The organism is Massilia sp. X63 (assembly GCF_041023745.1).
Taxonomy (GTDB): domain Bacteria; phylum Pseudomonadota; class Gammaproteobacteria; order Burkholderiales; family Burkholderiaceae_D; genus Telluria.
The window spans coordinates 91819-106974 of record NZ_JBFTEF010000003.1; the positions used below are offsets into that span (position 1 = coordinate 91819).

Genomic DNA, 15156 nt, shown 5'->3' on the forward strand with positions numbered 1-15156 from the left:
CTTGCGCCTCCCTGGACAACGGGCCGCGGGTTTGGCTAACCCAGGCGATCAACTTAGAAGAACTTGTAGGTCGCCATCAGGGTGAACGAGCGGCCACGCGGATCGGCCACGCGCGGTTCCCAGCTGCTGCCGGCGCCGGTGTTGCTGTCGTAGGTGATCGCGAACGGAGGATCTTCGTCGAAGATGTTCTTGATACCCGCGGTCAGCGTCACGTTCTTGAAGCCGGTGTAGGTCGTCGTCAGGTGGAAGATCGAGTAATCGTCCACTTTCGGGTTGTAGTTGGCCGGCTTCACCAGGCCGTTGGCCACGCCCGGCAGCACCTGGTCGTCATAGCCCGAACGATAGATGTTCTGCAGCATGGTGCTCCAGTTGCCGTACTTGTAGGTCGCGTAGGCGCTGTGCTTCCACTTCAGGCCCAGGTCGCCGGTGAAGGTGAAGCGGCCCACTTCGCTCTTGCCGTATTCGGCATTGGTGGTGGCGCGCGACTTCTTCTCCAGCAGGCGCGAACCGTCGATGCCCAGGGTCCACTGCGAACCGGTGCTGAACTTGCCGTTGAGGCGGGCACCCAGCTCGAGGCCGCGGGTGATGCGCTCGCCGGCGTTGACCCAGCGCTGGTCGATGACGGCGATATTACCCGCCGCGTCGCGGATGAACTGCTCCTTGAACAGGTTGTAGTTCGCCACCATGGTCGCGGTGCTGAACGAATCGATGGTGTTCTGCTTGCGGATCTCCCACAGGTCGGCGTTGGCCGAGAACCAGTTGAACGGCTCGATCACGACACCGACGGTGCCCTGCTTGGCGGTTTCCGGACCCAGGTTCGACTTGCCGCCGGTGTAGATGTTCGGGGTAATCGATTCGCAGCCAGGCTTGGTCGCGTCGACCAGGCCGGTCGGGCACTTGGCCGGGTCGACCAGGTCCTTGCCGGCGTACGGCGACTCGGTGATGCCGTTGAACAGCTGGTTGAACGACGGCGCGCGGAAACCTTCGTTGTACGAACCGCGGAACAGCAGCTGCGGAATCGGCTGGTAGCGGAACGAGACCTTCGGGTTGGTGGTGCTGCCGATGCCGCTGTACTGGTCGCGGCGGATCGCCAGCGTCACGTCGAGGTTCTTGACCACCGGGACCAGGATCTCGGCGTAGACCGCCTTGATGTCGCGGTGCACGTTGTCCAGCGCGTTGGCGTCGTCGAACGGCGCGTTCAGGATCACCGGACGGGCGCTTGCCGCACGCTTGTCGCCGTTGAACTTGTACTCTTCGCGACGCAGGTCGAAGCCGACGGCGCCCATCACGGTGCCGGCCGGCAGGTTGAACAGTTCGCCCGACAGCGCGCCGTCGACCTGGGTCAGGATGGTCTTGCCGCCGTACAGGGTCACACCGGCGGCGGAGGTGCTCTTGATCAGGTCGATCGCTTCCTGCGACTGCTTTTCACCCGGCAGCAGGAAGGGATTGATCTTGCCGCTGCCCAGCGCGCTGGCCAGGGCTGCAGTGTAGTTGTAGCCGGTGCCCAGGCGCGATTCCGACTCGCTGAAGGCGCGCGAGGCGCCGACGCGGTAGTCGAAGCTGCGGCCGAACAGGCTGACCGGGCCGTCGGCGCCGACCAGCAGGCGGCCTGCCTTGGATTCGGTCACGATCTCGCGGTTGCCGCACTCCATGCAGCGCCAGCGGTAGGCGATCGGCAGGCCGTAGTTGGCCGCGACGCTCGGGAACACCTTGACCAGCGCGTTGTACACCGTGTTGTAGGCCGCGCCGGTGCTCGGGTAGAACGAGCTGGCCGGGAAGGTGCTGGCGCCCGGCGAGATCTGGTTCGGCGAGAAGCGCTTGGCCACTTCGACGTTCGAGGCAACGCCTTCGATGAAGAACTGGTGGTCGCCAGACTGGAAGGTGGCGCGCGCCAGCGCGTTGCTGTTCTTGACCGGCTGCTGCAGCACGGCCGCGCGGCCGGTATCCCAGGCGCAGCCATAGGCGGCGCCGGCGCTGTTCCACAGCTTCTCGTCGTACGGACCCATGCCGTCGATGCTGGTGCAGCCCTGGCCGCCCGGCAGGTCCAGGATGCTGATGCCGCTATAGGCGGTGGTGCCGCCGCCCGGGATGGTCGGGCCGGTGCCGGTGCGCGACAGCAGCGTCGGCGCGATGGTGGTGGCGAACACGTTGGCGTGCGGCGAGCCGCGGGTGTCGACCGAGACGCCACGGTCCGGCTGGAAGGCGTTCACGAAGTCGCGCTGGTCGCCGCGCAGGGCCTTGTTCTGGCTGTGCGCGAACGTGGCCAGCACGTTCCAGCCGTCGGTCTGCAGGTCACCCCAGCCGCCGGTGACGGAGGCGCGGCCGATCTCGCTGCCGCCGGCCTCGGTCACGTCGACGAAGGCCTGGGTCTCCAGGCCACGGTAGTTCTTTTTCAGGATGAAGTTGATCACGCCGCCGATCGCATCGGTGCCGTAGATCGCGGAAGCGCCGTCCTTCAGCACCTCGACGCGTTCCACCGCCGCCATCGGGATCGAGTTCAGGTCGACCGCCGAACCCTTCATGCCGTGGGTCGCCACGCGGCGGCCGTTCAGCAGCACCAGGGTCGAATCCGAGCCCTGGCCGCGCAGGTTGGCCGAGGAGGCGCCGTTGTTGCCGCGCTGGGCGCCCGAGGTGACGTCGGCGTTCGAGGCCAGGTTGTCGGAACCGTTGCCGTTGACGTTCAGCGTCGCGATCAGCTGCTCGGCGGTGACGATACCCTGCGCTTCCAGCTGTTTGGCGGTAATGATCTCAAGCGGCAGCGCGCCTTCCTTGGCGATGCGCTTGATGCTACTGCCGGTGATCTCGACACGCTGGATCGGGCCGGTCGTTTGCACGGTTTGTGCAAATGCCGGGCTGACCGCGCCCATCAGGGCGACCAATTGGGCGATCTTCTTTAACTTCACACGCTTCTCCTAACGTTTTCCCTTGGCGGTCACAACTGCCTGACCGGTTTTTTAATGTCGCAATGTCTTGGCATTACGTTATTTTTCGATTTCAGGGTAAGCCCTCTTATTTACGGCTATCCAATGAAATATCCGGCGGCCAGTATAACTAACGGGAATGTTTTATTTGGGAAAAACTCACCAAAACTAGCGCGCCACTCTGGTAGAGCGTGCTCTTTGCGCAACATCGACATCCAGATAACGCCAGGTCGTGAATTCAACCGGGTGACGTTTGTAGTTTTTCAACCACGGATGGCGCAAATCGCCCGACAGCACATGGGTCAGCGGCACCCAGGGGTTATAGGCGTGGATCAGCTGGTTCATCTCAAAGTACAGCTTCTGGCGCGCCGGGCCGTCGGTGAGCCGGCGCGCCTGCTCGTAGCGTTCGTTATAGGCCGGCAGGTTGAAGCGCGCATAGTTGGCGCGGCCGGCATTCGGGCCGTACAGCAGCTGGTAAAAATTGTCGCCGTCGGGGAAGTCGGCAATCCAGTTACTTTCGAACATCTGGACCTTGCCCAGGCGCGAAGCCTTGATGATCTCGGTTTTCTTGTCCGACTTGAACACGACGCGCAGGCCGATCGCGTTCAGGCACTTGCGCCACAACTCGTCACGCAGGCGGCCGCCGACCGTCGCTTCGCTGTGCATGGTCAAGGTCAAGGGTTTGTCGTCCGGCGTCCTGCGAAACCCATCGGCGTCGCGCCGGGTATAACCGTAGCGGTCCAGCAGCGCGTTGGCGAGGGCCGGGTCGTAGGGCACCGGGCTGCGGTAGTGCGGGTCGTAGCCGAGCACATTGGGCGGCAGCGGCGACTCGGCCTTGATCGCGAAGCCCTTCTTCAGCAGCGCGATGTCCTCGGCATTGTTGTAGGCCAGCGAGATCGCGCGGCGCAGCGCCACCCGGTCCTTGCCGTAGCCGCCCACCACCGGGTCGTCCATGTTCATCCACATATAGTAGGTCTGCAGCACCGGGAAGCGCGACAGCACGATGCCGCGCGCCGTCAGTTCGGGTTTCAGCTGGCCGTCACGCACCACCATGTCGGTCATCGACTCGGGAATCTGCTCGAGGTAGTCGTATTCGGCGTTCAGGAAGCCCAGCATGCGGCCCTGGAATTCCTCGGCGATGCGCAGCTCGATCCGGTCCACGCGCGGCAGGCGCTTGCCTTCCAGCGCCGCGGCGATGGCCTTGTCTTCAGCGCTGTACATCTCTCCTTCCCCTGGGGTCGCATGGAACACGGCGGTCGAATCCGGATTCGCCAGCAGCACGATGCGGTCGCTGCGCTTCCACTCGCCGACCATGAAGGGGCCGGTGCCCACCGGGTGGTTGCCGGCCTGGCCCGGATAGGCCTCGATGACCTCGCGCGCCACCGCGCCCGAGGCGGGCGTGGCCAGGTAGAACAGGAAGTTGTTGTCCGGCGCCTTGAGGCGGATGCGCAGGGTGTAGCGGTCGAGGGCGCGCAGCTCGTCCACGCCTTCGAACATGGCGGCCCAGGGCGACCTGGTCGCGGGATCGCGCAGGCGCGCCAGGCTGAACGCATAATCCTGCGCCGTCATCTCGCGCTTCACGCCCTTGAAGGCCGGGTCCGGGGTGAAGTAAATGCCGGGGCGGATGCGGAAGGTGTACGTCAGGCCGTCCGCGCTTACCTCGGGCATGGCGGTGGCCGTGTTGGGGCGCAGCTGCGCCGGCCGCGCCAGGTAATCGTAGCGCAGCAGCGGGTCGAACAGGTTTTCCAGCAGCGACAGGGTAGCGTTGTCCGAGGCCACCGCCGGATCGAGGCCGGTCTCGCTGGTGGACAGGAACATGCGCAGGACTTTTTCCTGCGTCTTTGCCGGCGGCTGCGCGGACGATTGCGCGCTCGCGCTGCCGGCGCACAGCAGGGGGAACAGGAAGGCAGCGGCGGTCAGGCGAAGTAGCATGCGGGTCTTGCGTCTTTCATGTATTGGAAATGCTCGTGCTACTGCTTCACCGGCGTGAGCGCGATCTCCTGCACCTTGGGATCGCGTTCCGGGGTGAGCGTGAAATGGACGTTCACGGTGCCGCGCTCGCCGACCAGCGGGAAGCTGCCACGCAAGCCGTTTTCGGCCTTGATCGGGCCGACCGAGGTGACGTTCCCGATCGGCTCCAGCTTTTCACGCGCATGCACGATCCAGTCTGCGCGCGAGCGGTCGAGGAACAGGTTGTCGGCCGCGATCGCGCTGCCCAGCGCCGCGTCCCACGACTGCACCAGCTGCGCCACCTGCAGATGGCGCGTGGCCAGGATCGGCGATACGGCAACCGGCCGCGGTCCGAGGTCGGCGCGCTCGACCAGCATGGCCAGCGCCTTGGCCGTCGGGGCGTACACCGGTCCGTAACGCAGGTTGGTGAAGGCAAACACCCCGACGCCATGATCCGGTGCGAAACGGTACTGGCTGCCGAAGCCGGGCAGGCCACCCGAGTGACCGGAGCTCACCACGCCACGGCTGTCGCGCTGCCAGACCAGGCCATAGCCGTAGAAGCTGACGTTCGGGTTCGGCGTTTTCATGTCGCTCAGGGTGGCCTTGGTGGACATGCCGGCAAACGCGTGCGGCAGCTGCATCTCGCGTACCGAAGCCCGTTTCACAGGTCCGCGCTCCGACTCGTCGCGGGCCGGCCAGGCATCCAGGTGAAAGGCGACATAGCGCGCAAAATCATCCATGGTGGTGATCAGCCCGCCCATGGCGGCGCCGTCGCCGTCGTGCAGGATCGGCTCGAGCTCCCAGCGGTCGTGATCCCAGCGGTAGCCCAGCGCGAGCTTGCCCGGCGCGGCCTGCGTGTATTCCCAGCGCGTGTTGTGCATTCCGAGCGGCCGCAGGATCTCGCGGGTGACGACATCCTGGAAGCGCATGCCGGCCACCTTGCTCACTACCTTCCCCAGCAGGATGTATCCGAGGTTGCTGTATTCGAAGCTGTGCCCGGGTGCGTTCGAAAACGACAGCCCGGCGCCGACCAGTTGCTCGAGCCGGGCGTTGGAAGCGGCCATCTGGCGGTCGCCCCAGGGGTTATCTTCCGGCAGCCCGGTGGTCATGGTCATGAGCTGGCGAATCGTCAGCGCGGGCGAGTCGGTGGTGGGCAGCCGCACGCGGCGCAGTTCAGGCAGGTAGTTCGCCACCGGATCGTCCAGCCGCAGCTTGCCCTGATCACGCAACTTCAGCGCCGCCATCGCCACGAAGTTCTTGCTCATCGAGGCGATGCGGAATTCGGTCGAGCCCGTCGCCGGGATCTTGCGCTCCACATCGGCCAGGCCGAGCGAACGCGCGTGCACCAGCTTGCCATCGAGGACCACCCCGTACACCAAGCCCGGCAGGTGCTCCTTGGCGGCAAGCTCGGTATACATCCTGTCGATGTCCGGAAGCAGCGCCGCCACGCGCTCCGCACGGCTCGCCGCTTGCGGCTGCGCCGGCGCCTGCACCGGGGCCTGCGCCTGAGCGGGCGCGACGGCGACGCCGGCAAGTACGACGACAAGGCTGCACAAGCCAAGGCGAGATGGACGATGCATGGTGGTCTCTTCTCCGGTAAGCAGGATTTTGGAGAAAGATTATGCCCTGTTTCGCATGCCATCGAGCAAACAAAAACGCGACCGGAAGGAACACCGTTGTCGGTCGACCCCGGCCTGCCGCGCCGCCGAGGGACAGGTCCGGCGGGCGCTCATAACTTTTAAATATGGCGCAAATGCATTCTTTCATCTGCGCAGCTTGCTCTCGGCCTATACTCTCCGCTGCACAATCGTACGACCTCAGCGACGGTATCACCATGGCACTCAATTACATCTGGACTGGCTTCTTCCTCGTCGGCTTCGTCGCGGCACTCGCGCAATGGCTGTTCCTGGGCGACACCGAAATCTTCAAGCGCATCATCGACGGCACCTTCTCGTCGGCCAAGATGGCGGTGATGGACATCGCCCTGCCGCTGGCCGGCGTCATGACGCTCTGGCTGGGTATCATGAACGTGGGCGAGAAGGCCGGCGCCATCAACCTGTTCGCGCGCGTCATCGCCCCCTTCTTCTCGCGCATCTTCCCGGGCGTGCCGAAGGACCATCCGGCCAACGGCCACATGGTGATGAACTTCTCGGCCAACATGCTGGGCCTGGACAATGCCGCCACGCCCTTCGGCCTGAAGGCCATGGAAAGCCTGCAGACCCTGAACCCGAACAAGGACGAGGCCAGCGACGCCCAGATCATGTTCCTGGTGATCCAGACCTCGGGCCTGACCATCATTCCGCTGGCGATCATGGCCCAGCGCGCAATTCTAGGGGCCGCGAATCCGGCCGACATCTTCATCCCGACCCTGATCGCGACCTACTGCTCGACCATCACCGGCATCATCGCCGTCAGCCTGCGCCAGCGCATCAACCTGCTCCATCCGGCCGTATTCGGCTGGATCGGCGGGCTCACCGCCCTGATCGCCCTGCTGGTCTGGTACTTCACGGTCTTCCTCGACAAGGAGCAGATCCAGCTGGTCTCGGTGGTCACCGCCAACCTGATCCTGTTCTCGATCATCGCCGCCTTCATGGTCGGCGCGCTGGCAAAGAAGGTGAACGTGTTCGAAGCCTTCATCGAGGGCGCCAAGGGCGGCATCGAGACGTCGTTGAGGATCATTCCCTACCTGGTCGGCATGCTGGTGGCGATCAGCGTGGTGCGCAACTCGGGCATCCTGGGCATCATCGTCAGCGGCTTCGCCTGGGTCTTCCAGGCGCTGGGCCTGCCGACCGACTTCGTCGGCGCGCTGCCGACCGCGCTCATGAAGCCGCTGTCGGGCAGCGGCTCGCGCGCCATGATGATCGACGCCATGACCACCTACGGCGTCGACTCCTTCGTGGGACGCCTGGCCAGCATCCTGCAGGGCGCCGCCGACACCACCTTCTATGTCGTGGCGCTGTATTTCGGCTCGGTCGGCATCCGCAAGACCCGCTATGCGATCGGCTACGGCCTGCTGGCCGACCTGGCCGGCGTCATCGGCGCGATCCTCGTCGCCTACCTGTTCTTCGGTTAATCAAGGAGTAAGCATGCTTCGCCGCCTCACGCTCGCCACCCTCTTGTTCGCCGCGCTCGGCGCGGCCCACGCCCAGCTGCCCGCACCGGTGGCCCAGGTACTGGCGCAACAGGGCCTGCCGGAAGACGCCCTCGGCGTACTGGTGCTCAAGGGCGAGTCGGTCGTGCTGGCGCACCAGGCCGACCGGGCGATGCAGCCGGCATCGACCATGAAACTGGTGACGACCATGGTGAGCCTGGAGCGCCTCGGCCCCGCCTTCCGCGGCCGCACCGAGCTGCGCACCACCGGCACGGTCGACAAGGACGTCCTGCGCGGGAACCTGATCCTGAAGGGCGGCGCCGACGCCGACCTGTCGGGCGAAGGCCTCGAGAACATGCTGCGCGCCCTGCACTACCAGGGCATCCGCCGCATCGAGGGCGACCTGGTGCTGGACCGCAGCCTGTGGCAGCCGGCCCGCCTGGACGTCGGCGTCGCCCCCTTCGACGAGTCGCCCGAGGCCTACTACAACGTCATCCCGGACGCGCTGCTGGTGAACAAGAACATGCTGCAGATCGACATGCGCTCCACCACCAAGCGCCTGAAGCTCGAGATGCAGCCGGCGCTCGACCGCGTATCGATCGGCTCGGACATGACCCTGGTCGAGGCCGACTGCTCCAAATGGGAAGACGGCTGGAAGCTGCCGGAAGCGGTGCGCGAGAAAAACGGCCGCATCAAGGTGCTGCTGCACGGGACCTTCCCGAAGGACTGCGCGCGCACCTACAGCATCAACGTGCTGGACCGCGACGACTACATCGACCGCCTGTTCCGCCAGAAGTGGAAGGAACTGGGCGGCAAGTTCAGCGGCAAGGTGGTGGCCGGCACGGCGCCGCCCGAATCGACGCTGCTGGCCGAGCACACCTCGCGCATGCTGCCCGAACTGGTACGCGACACCAACAAGCCGTCGGACAACCTGCTGGCGCGCACCCTGTTCCTGAGCCTGGGCAGCCTGCAGCCGGATCCGGCCGCGGGCAGCTTCGCGCTTCCCGCCAATGGCGAGACCACCTTCGCGCGCGCGGACGCCGCGGTGCGCGAATGGATGCGCGGGCAGCGCATCGACGACACCGGCTTCGTGATCGAGAACGGCTCCGGCCTGTCGCGTACCGAACGCATCACGCCGCAGCAGATGGCCTACCTGCTGCAGGCCGGCCTGCGCAGCAACTGGGCTCCCGAGTTCCAGGCCAGCATGCCGATCGCCGGCATCGACGGCACCCTGCGCCGCCGCCTGCAGGGCACCGCGGCCGCCGGGCGCGCACGCCTGAAGACCGGCACCCTGCGCAACGTGGTGGCGCTGGCCGGCTACGTGCCGGATGCGAACGGGGTGCAGAACGTGTTCGTCGCCATGGTCAACAGCGAGCAGGCCGGCAACGGCCGCGGGCGCGCGGTGCTCGATGCGCTGGTGGACTGGGTGGCGCGCTCGGGCGCGATGCAGCAGCCGGCGGTGGCGCCGGTGCAGGCGGCGCCTGTGGCGCCGTGAGGTGCTAGCGCTTCGCCTGGGAACTGGGATCCCGGCCTTCGCCGGGACGACGTGCTCGAGCCAATGGCAGGAATCTGCACACCGGTTCGCGCCTTTATTTCCCCAGCACCGTCGCTCCCGCGCAGGCGGGAGCCCGATCTTGTCCGGGCATGCCTCGCGCAGGACGTTACAAGCCCTGCTTCCCTAGCGCCTCGATCTCGAAGTCGCCGTCGTCCATCAGGCGCAGCCCCAGCTCGGAAGGCGACAGTCCCAGGCTGCGCCCCATCGACAGCAGCAGGCTGCCGCCGGGCCGTTCCGGCATGAAGCGGTAGACCGGGTCGGCATAGGCCTGCGCCGGCGCGACGATGGTCCAGCCCATCTCCCTGAACTGGCCGATCACGTCGTCCAGCCACAGTGCATTGATCAGGTTATGGTGCAGCAGCAGCACCTGCGGGATATCCCTGCCCTGCAGGCGCTGCGCCAGCTCGCGGTAGGCCAGCGCACGCTGGCGGATGTGCGCCAGGTAGGCTTGCCGGATCGGCTCGAGATTGGCCTGCGGGTCCTTCGCCAGCACCTCGACCAGTTTCTCGTTCAGCCGCCAATCGCTGGTGTCGAGCGTGACATAGCCGTTGCGGTAGCCCTGCTGGCGCAGGAAGCTGCGCATGCCGTCGCGTTTGTCCTTGTCCTTCCCCTCGCGCAGGTAGGTGGAGCGATACCACTTCTGGTAGCCGGGCAGCGCGGCGATGACGCGGTCGCAGTCGAGCACTTCCTGCTGGTACCGCGCCAGCGTGACCTTGGCATCGTCCAGGTCCGGATGCGTCATCGTGTGGTTGGCGAGCGCGTGGCCGCCCTCGGCCACGAGGCTGCATAGTTCGCCCAGTTCGAGGATGCCGTCGCCGTCCTCGTCGTTGCCGCTGAACGCGCCCGTGATCTGCGCGTCGGGCAGGAAGCCTTCGGTGTGGGTGGTCCCTTCGAACCGGTGGGTCGTGGTCTGGCTCGCATGGAAGCCGGTGTAGGTGAAGGCCCGGTTGACCGGCTCGGCATGGGCGGCCCATGCGCTGCCGGCCAGCAGGGCAAAGAGCAAGATCCTGCGCATCGCCGTTCTCCCGCCAGAGGTGAGATACCAGATTAGCACTGCCGCACCACGGCGCCCGTGCGCACGCGGCGCCTGTCGCGGCGAAGCGACTCAGCTGCGGGCAATCCCCGCCTGCCTGCGGCGCCGCTGCAGCCCCGCCAGCAGCAGCAGTCCGGCCGCCGCCATCGCCCCCGTCGCCGGTTCGGGCACGGGCAGTATCTCGACCCTGAACCGGGTTTCGGGTGTCCAGAGCATGATGCGCTCGAATTCGCTCGTGGCGCTGTAGCCGGAATAGCGTGCGCTCACGCCGGTGGTCGTGTAACCCTCCCAGCTCGCATCCCCGGCATGGGTATGTCCGCTGTAACCGGCCGCGTAAGAGAGTTCCCCGCCGAGGTCGAAGCGGAAGCTGTCGAGCGTGCAGCTGCGATAGGCATAGTCGTCCGGACCACAGCTCAGGTGGTCCGAGCCCTGCAGATTCAGATAGGTCAGCTCGGCGCCCACGATGATGCCGTCGCCGTTCAGGTCTTCGCCGGTAAACCGGCCCGCGACCGATGCATTCGGCAGGAATTCTTCGGTCACGCTGGTGACCGTGGTGTTCCCTTTTCTTTCGATGGTGGTGAGCTTGGACTGGAAGCCGGTCCAGCCGAAGCTCCAGGATCTCGGCTCGGCATGGGCTGTGCAGGCGCCGCCGGCCAGCAAGGAAGCAAGGAGCCAGGAAGCTGCGTTGGTGCGCATCGCGGTTCTCCCAGGAGAAAGGACATGGCAGATTAGTACCGCGCACGACGCGCACGATTACGGCCGCGCCCGCCTGTCGCGGTAAAGCGACTCAGCAGCCGCAAAAAAGCTCAGAGCACGCGGCGGTAGGTGGCGCGCACCAGTTCGCGGTCGCCGCAGTCGAAGTGCCACCACTCGGTGTTGATGCCGAAGAAGCCGGCCTGCAGCATTCCCTCGCGCAACAGGCGGCGGTTGGCCAACTGCGCTTCGGTGAGCTCGCCGGAGAGGAGGAAACCTTGTTCCAGCGCCGGGTGCGACAGGTTGGTCATGTCGTCGAAGCCGGTGCCCATGTCGAGCTCGCGGCCGCTTTCGTCGAGCAGGGTGATGTCGAGCGCCATGCCGTAGGAGTGGATCGAGCCGCGCACCGGATTGGCCAGGTACATCTGCAGGCCGGTGCCTTCCAGCGCATCCCACAGCTGCTGCTGCACGCGCTGCGGACGCAGGGCGTCCAGCACCAGGGGGGTGTAGCCGGGACGGCGCTGCTTGAGCCAGGCCACGACCTTGCCGAGTGCGTCGGCGGCGTCGCGGTGCAGCCAGGCGCAGTCGAAGGGCGAATACAGGTCGCGGCCGACGAAATTGTTGGCGCTTGCGTAGCGCAGGTCGATCGCGATCCCGTCGATGCTGGCGAGATGGCGGAATTCAGGGCTGCCGGCGATATCTTCGCTGGCGACGGTCAAACTCATGATGCACAGGCTCGTTCAAGACAGGCGCGCGCGGTCGCGCCGATACAATTGGCCAGCTCCCGCGCCCCGTGCGACAAGGGGGAATGGCTGGCGCTCAGCAGATACAGGTGCACCGGCATCGCCGGCGCCCACTGGCGGCACTGCACCTTGGCCGGATCGGCCGAGGCGGCGGTGAAGGGGTCGAGCACGGCCAGGCCGGCGCCGGCTTCGACCAGCGAGCGCGCAATCTGGTAGGTCTGCACCACGGTGTGGTAGACCGGCTGCACGCCCTGCGCTTCGCAGGCCGCGACCACCATCTCGCCCAGCGGGTCGCCGTCGCTCAGGCCGATCAGTTCACCGCTCAGTCCTTCGACGCCGAAAGGCCTGGACAGTTCCTCCTCGCTCCAGGTGCCGCGTGGCGCCATCACCGTGAGCATGCCGTGGGCGATCGGTTCGGCCACGATGCCGGGGTGGCGCGGGTCCTGCAGCGACAGCGCCAGGTCGGCTTCGCCCAGGCGCAGCGCGTTCACGATCTCGCCGGTGTGCTGGGTGGCCAGCTCGCAGCGCGCCTGCGGGAAGTCGCGGCGCCATACCGTCATCGCCTGCGGCAGCACGCTGATCGCGATGGTCGGCGTCGACACCAGGCGTACGGTCTCCACCGCGCGGCTCTTGAGGCTGGCGGCGAGGCGGCGGATGCCCTGCAGGTCGCGGTTCAGCTTCTCGGTCTCGACGAACAGGCGGTGCGCTTCGGGCTTCGGGTACAGCTTGCCGCGCACGCGCTCGAACAGCGGCATGCCCAGCTGCAGCTCGGCATGCTGCAGGACTTTCGTCACCGCCGGCTGCGAGATGTGGAGAACCTGGGCGGCACCGCTGATGGTACCGACCTGCATAATGGCGTGGAAAACTTCGATATGGCGCAGGCGCATCGCTTCATCCTTCAATTAAGAGCGTCTAACAAAAACCTGAGGGCAAGGCGCGTTCTCGAAGACAGTACGCTAGTACGGCGAGACGATGCAACGCAGCCATCGGGCAATTTGTCAGAAGCACGAGAATCCGCGCGCATGGCGCGGACTTGCGGAAGGATACAGGGAAAACCCGGCTGCGGCGACCGTCACGGCGTGTTCACGACAGCCGGGTTGGCCGGTACGGCAAGCGGTGCGGCCGGTGCGACAGGCTCCGCCGGCACTGCGGGCGCTGCCGGCGCGACAGGTGCTGGGGGCGCTGCAGGCGCAGCCGACGCGGGCGGCAGCGGCGGGGTGGCCGGGGTCGGCACCGGCGCCGGCACGGCCGGATTCGGCAGCGGCACCGGCGCGGCCGGGGCGGGCGCAGTTTCCGGCACCGGGGGCGCGGGCGGAGTCGCCGGCGGCAGCGGCGGCACCGGCGAGGTCGTCAGCGGCGGCACGATCACCGGCAGCGGCGCATTCGCCGGCGTGGTCAGCACTTCGAGCAGCGCGGCGGTTTCGGCATCCGGATTGCCGGCGAAATCGGCCGGGCGGTATTTCATCTGGAAGGCCTGCAGAACGGTGCGGGTCTGCTGGTCCAGCATCCCGGTCTGCTGGATCGCGAAACCGTGGGTGGCCAGCTTGCGCTGGAACCAGAAGATGTCGGGCAGGGTCCCGTCGAACACCGGGCGCACCCTGGCGACGCGCTGCGCGTCCGGCCACAGCACCAGGCCTTCCTGGGCCAGGCGCGCCCACGGGAACAGCGGTCCCGGATCCTGCTTGCGCTGCGGCGCGATGTCGCTGTGGCCGAGCACGTTCTCGGGAGCGATGCCGTGGCGCTGGACGATGTCCTTCAGCAGCGGAATCAGCGCATCCATTTGCGCCTGCGGGAAGGGGTAGAACAGGCGGCTGCCGTCGGGGTTGGCGGTCCAGCCCGGGTTGACGATCTCGATGCCGATCGAGCTGTTGTTCAGCTGCGTGTAGTTCTTCCAGCTCGAGTTACCGGCATGGTAGGCGGCGCGGTTCTCGTCCACCAGGCGGTAGATGATCGGCTGTGCGTGGTTCGTCACCAGGTAGTGCGAGCTCACCTGCTGCTCGGTCAGGATCTTGATCGAGGTCGGATTGTCCGACACCGTGTAGTGCAGCACCAGGAAACGCGCGCGGCTCGACTGGCCCTTGGCGTTGTAGGTGGTGTCGATCTTGGGGCCGATCGGGCCGGTGGCGCAGCCTGCCAGCAGGGCGAGGATGACGGGAACGAGGAGGTTTTTCATCGGGGTTGGATCCTGTGTGATTAGTTGGCGCAGCGCGCCGGGTCTGCTGCCAGCCGCGCGGCCGCATAGTGGGCGCGCATGCAGGTCTGGGTCAATCGCGTATCCGGCGGCAGGGCTGCGCGCATGGTCTCGACGATGGCCGGGTGCAGTTCGGCGGCGCGGCCGGCCAGCGCCACCGGGCGCGGGCCGAAACGGCTGACCAGCGCCTGCGCCAGCCGGGCCAGTTCGCGGCCGGCTTCGCGCAGGATGGCGGCGGCGGCCGGGTCGCGTTCGGCGGTGGCGGCGACCGCGATTGCCAGCTTGCCGACCTCGCCGCGCTCGCGGCCGTAAATGAACTGGCGCGAGAACGACCAGTCCGAACCGCCCACGTGCTGGAACACGGCATGCGCCATCGGGGAGTTTTCCCAGGCGCCGGGCTGCTCGTCTTCGAGGCGCCAGATATGGCGCAGGGCCTCGCGCGCGATCCAGAAGCCGCCGCCGCCGTCGTCCAGCACCACGCCCCGTCCGCCGGCGCGATGGAAGCCGCCATGGTCGTCGATGTAGGCGCCGATCGAGCCGGTGCCGGCATACACCAGGTAACCCTCGCCCGGCTTGAAGCTGGCGAGGTAGGCGATCTCGATGTCGTTGCTGAGCACTACCGCCTTCGGGTCGAGGCCGAGCAGTTCGCCCAGGCTGCGCTGGAGCAGGCCGCCGTCGCCGCCATAGCCGGTCAGGCCGGCGCGCACCGCCACGACGCGGCCATGCGCCAGCACTGCTTTTGCCAGCACATCCTGCGCAATGGCGCCGAAGGTGGCCTGCACCGCCTCGCGTCCGTCGGTACTGCCCATTTGCAGGGCCGACAGGCCGTCTGCCGTGCCCTCGGCGACGATGCGCCCGTCCGGCGCCGCGAGGGCCCAACGGGTCTGGGTGCCGCCGGCATCGATGCCGAGGCCTAGTTTGTCTTGTTGCTGTTCGGGAGTAAGCATAGCCCGCGAGTGGTTGTTATCGGTCCTGCATG

Annotated in this window: 10 protein-coding genes and 1 pseudogene; 2 read left to right on the forward strand and 9 right to left on the reverse strand. The window is 66.7% G+C overall.

Annotated elements, in window-relative coordinates:
- Window positions 1-53: 53 nt before the first annotated feature.
- From AB3347_RS07480 to AB3347_RS07490, 3 genes are all read right to left on the reverse strand, one after another.
- Window positions 54-2903 carry a TonB-dependent receptor gene (locus AB3347_RS07480; RefSeq protein ID WP_369091161.1) on the reverse strand — a complete coding sequence of 950 codons (2850 nt, stop codon included), beginning with the start codon at window positions 2901-2903 and terminating at the stop codon, window positions 54-56.
- A 186-nt stretch (window positions 2904-3089) separates the two neighbouring features.
- Window positions 3090-4853, reverse strand: coding sequence for an ABC transporter substrate-binding protein (locus AB3347_RS07485; RefSeq protein WP_369091162.1), 1764 nt, complete (start codon window positions 4851-4853; stop codon window positions 3090-3092).
- Between the two features lie 38 nt (window positions 4854-4891).
- Window positions 4892-6451 (reverse strand): serine hydrolase domain-containing protein, encoded by a 1560-nt coding sequence (locus AB3347_RS07490; RefSeq protein ID WP_369091163.1) that lies wholly within the window; start codon window positions 6449-6451, stop codon window positions 4892-4894.
- 254 nt (window positions 6452-6705) lie between these two features.
- Here AB3347_RS07490 and AB3347_RS07495 point away from each other — a divergent pair, with 254 nt between their 5' ends.
- The gene (locus AB3347_RS07495; RefSeq protein ID WP_369091164.1) at window positions 6706-7944 is read left to right on the forward strand and encodes a nucleoside recognition domain-containing protein; all 1239 of its coding nucleotides are present in this window, start codon (window positions 6706-6708) and stop codon (window positions 7942-7944) included.
- 13 nt (window positions 7945-7957) lie between these two features.
- Window positions 7958-9457: a D-alanyl-D-alanine carboxypeptidase/D-alanyl-D-alanine-endopeptidase gene (gene dacB, locus AB3347_RS07500; RefSeq protein ID WP_369091165.1), complete on the forward strand. Its 1500-nt coding sequence runs from the start codon at window positions 7958-7960 to the stop codon at window positions 9455-9457.
- A 166-nt stretch (window positions 9458-9623) separates the two neighbouring features.
- Here the strand turns inward: dacB and AB3347_RS07505 are convergent, their stop codons facing one another.
- The 6 genes and pseudogenes from AB3347_RS07505 to AB3347_RS07530 all read right to left on the reverse strand — a co-directional run bounded on the left by AB3347_RS07505 (window position 9624) and on the right by AB3347_RS07530 (window position 15124).
- Complete coding sequence (locus AB3347_RS07505) at window positions 9624-10532, reverse strand: polysaccharide deacetylase family protein (protein ID WP_369091166.1); 909 nt, start codon at window positions 10530-10532, stop codon at window positions 9624-9626.
- Between the two features lie 90 nt (window positions 10533-10622).
- Complete coding sequence (locus AB3347_RS07510; protein ID WP_369091167.1) at window positions 10623-11246, reverse strand: PEP-CTERM sorting domain-containing protein; 624 nt, start codon at window positions 11244-11246, stop codon at window positions 10623-10625.
- A gap of 110 nt (window positions 11247-11356) precedes the next feature.
- Window positions 11357-11968, reverse strand: a complete 612-nt coding sequence (locus AB3347_RS07515; RefSeq protein WP_369091168.1) for a M15 family metallopeptidase — start codon at window positions 11966-11968, stop codon at window positions 11357-11359.
- Window positions 11965-12873: a LysR family transcriptional regulator gene (locus AB3347_RS07520; RefSeq protein ID WP_369091169.1), complete on the reverse strand. Its 909-nt coding sequence runs from the start codon at window positions 12871-12873 to the stop codon at window positions 11965-11967. The genes AB3347_RS07515 and AB3347_RS07520 overlap by 4 nt, the downstream gene beginning before the upstream one ends.
- Before the next feature lie 518 nt (window positions 12874-13391).
- Window positions 13392-14159, reverse strand: a pseudogene (locus tag AB3347_RS07525) (N-acetylmuramoyl-L-alanine amidase); the annotation flags it as partial.
- Window positions 14160-14179: 20 nt separating this feature from the next.
- Window positions 14180-15124: an N-acetylglucosamine kinase gene (locus AB3347_RS07530; RefSeq protein ID WP_369091170.1), complete on the reverse strand. Its 945-nt coding sequence runs from the start codon at window positions 15122-15124 to the stop codon at window positions 14180-14182.
- Window positions 15125-15156 lie beyond the last annotated feature (32 nt).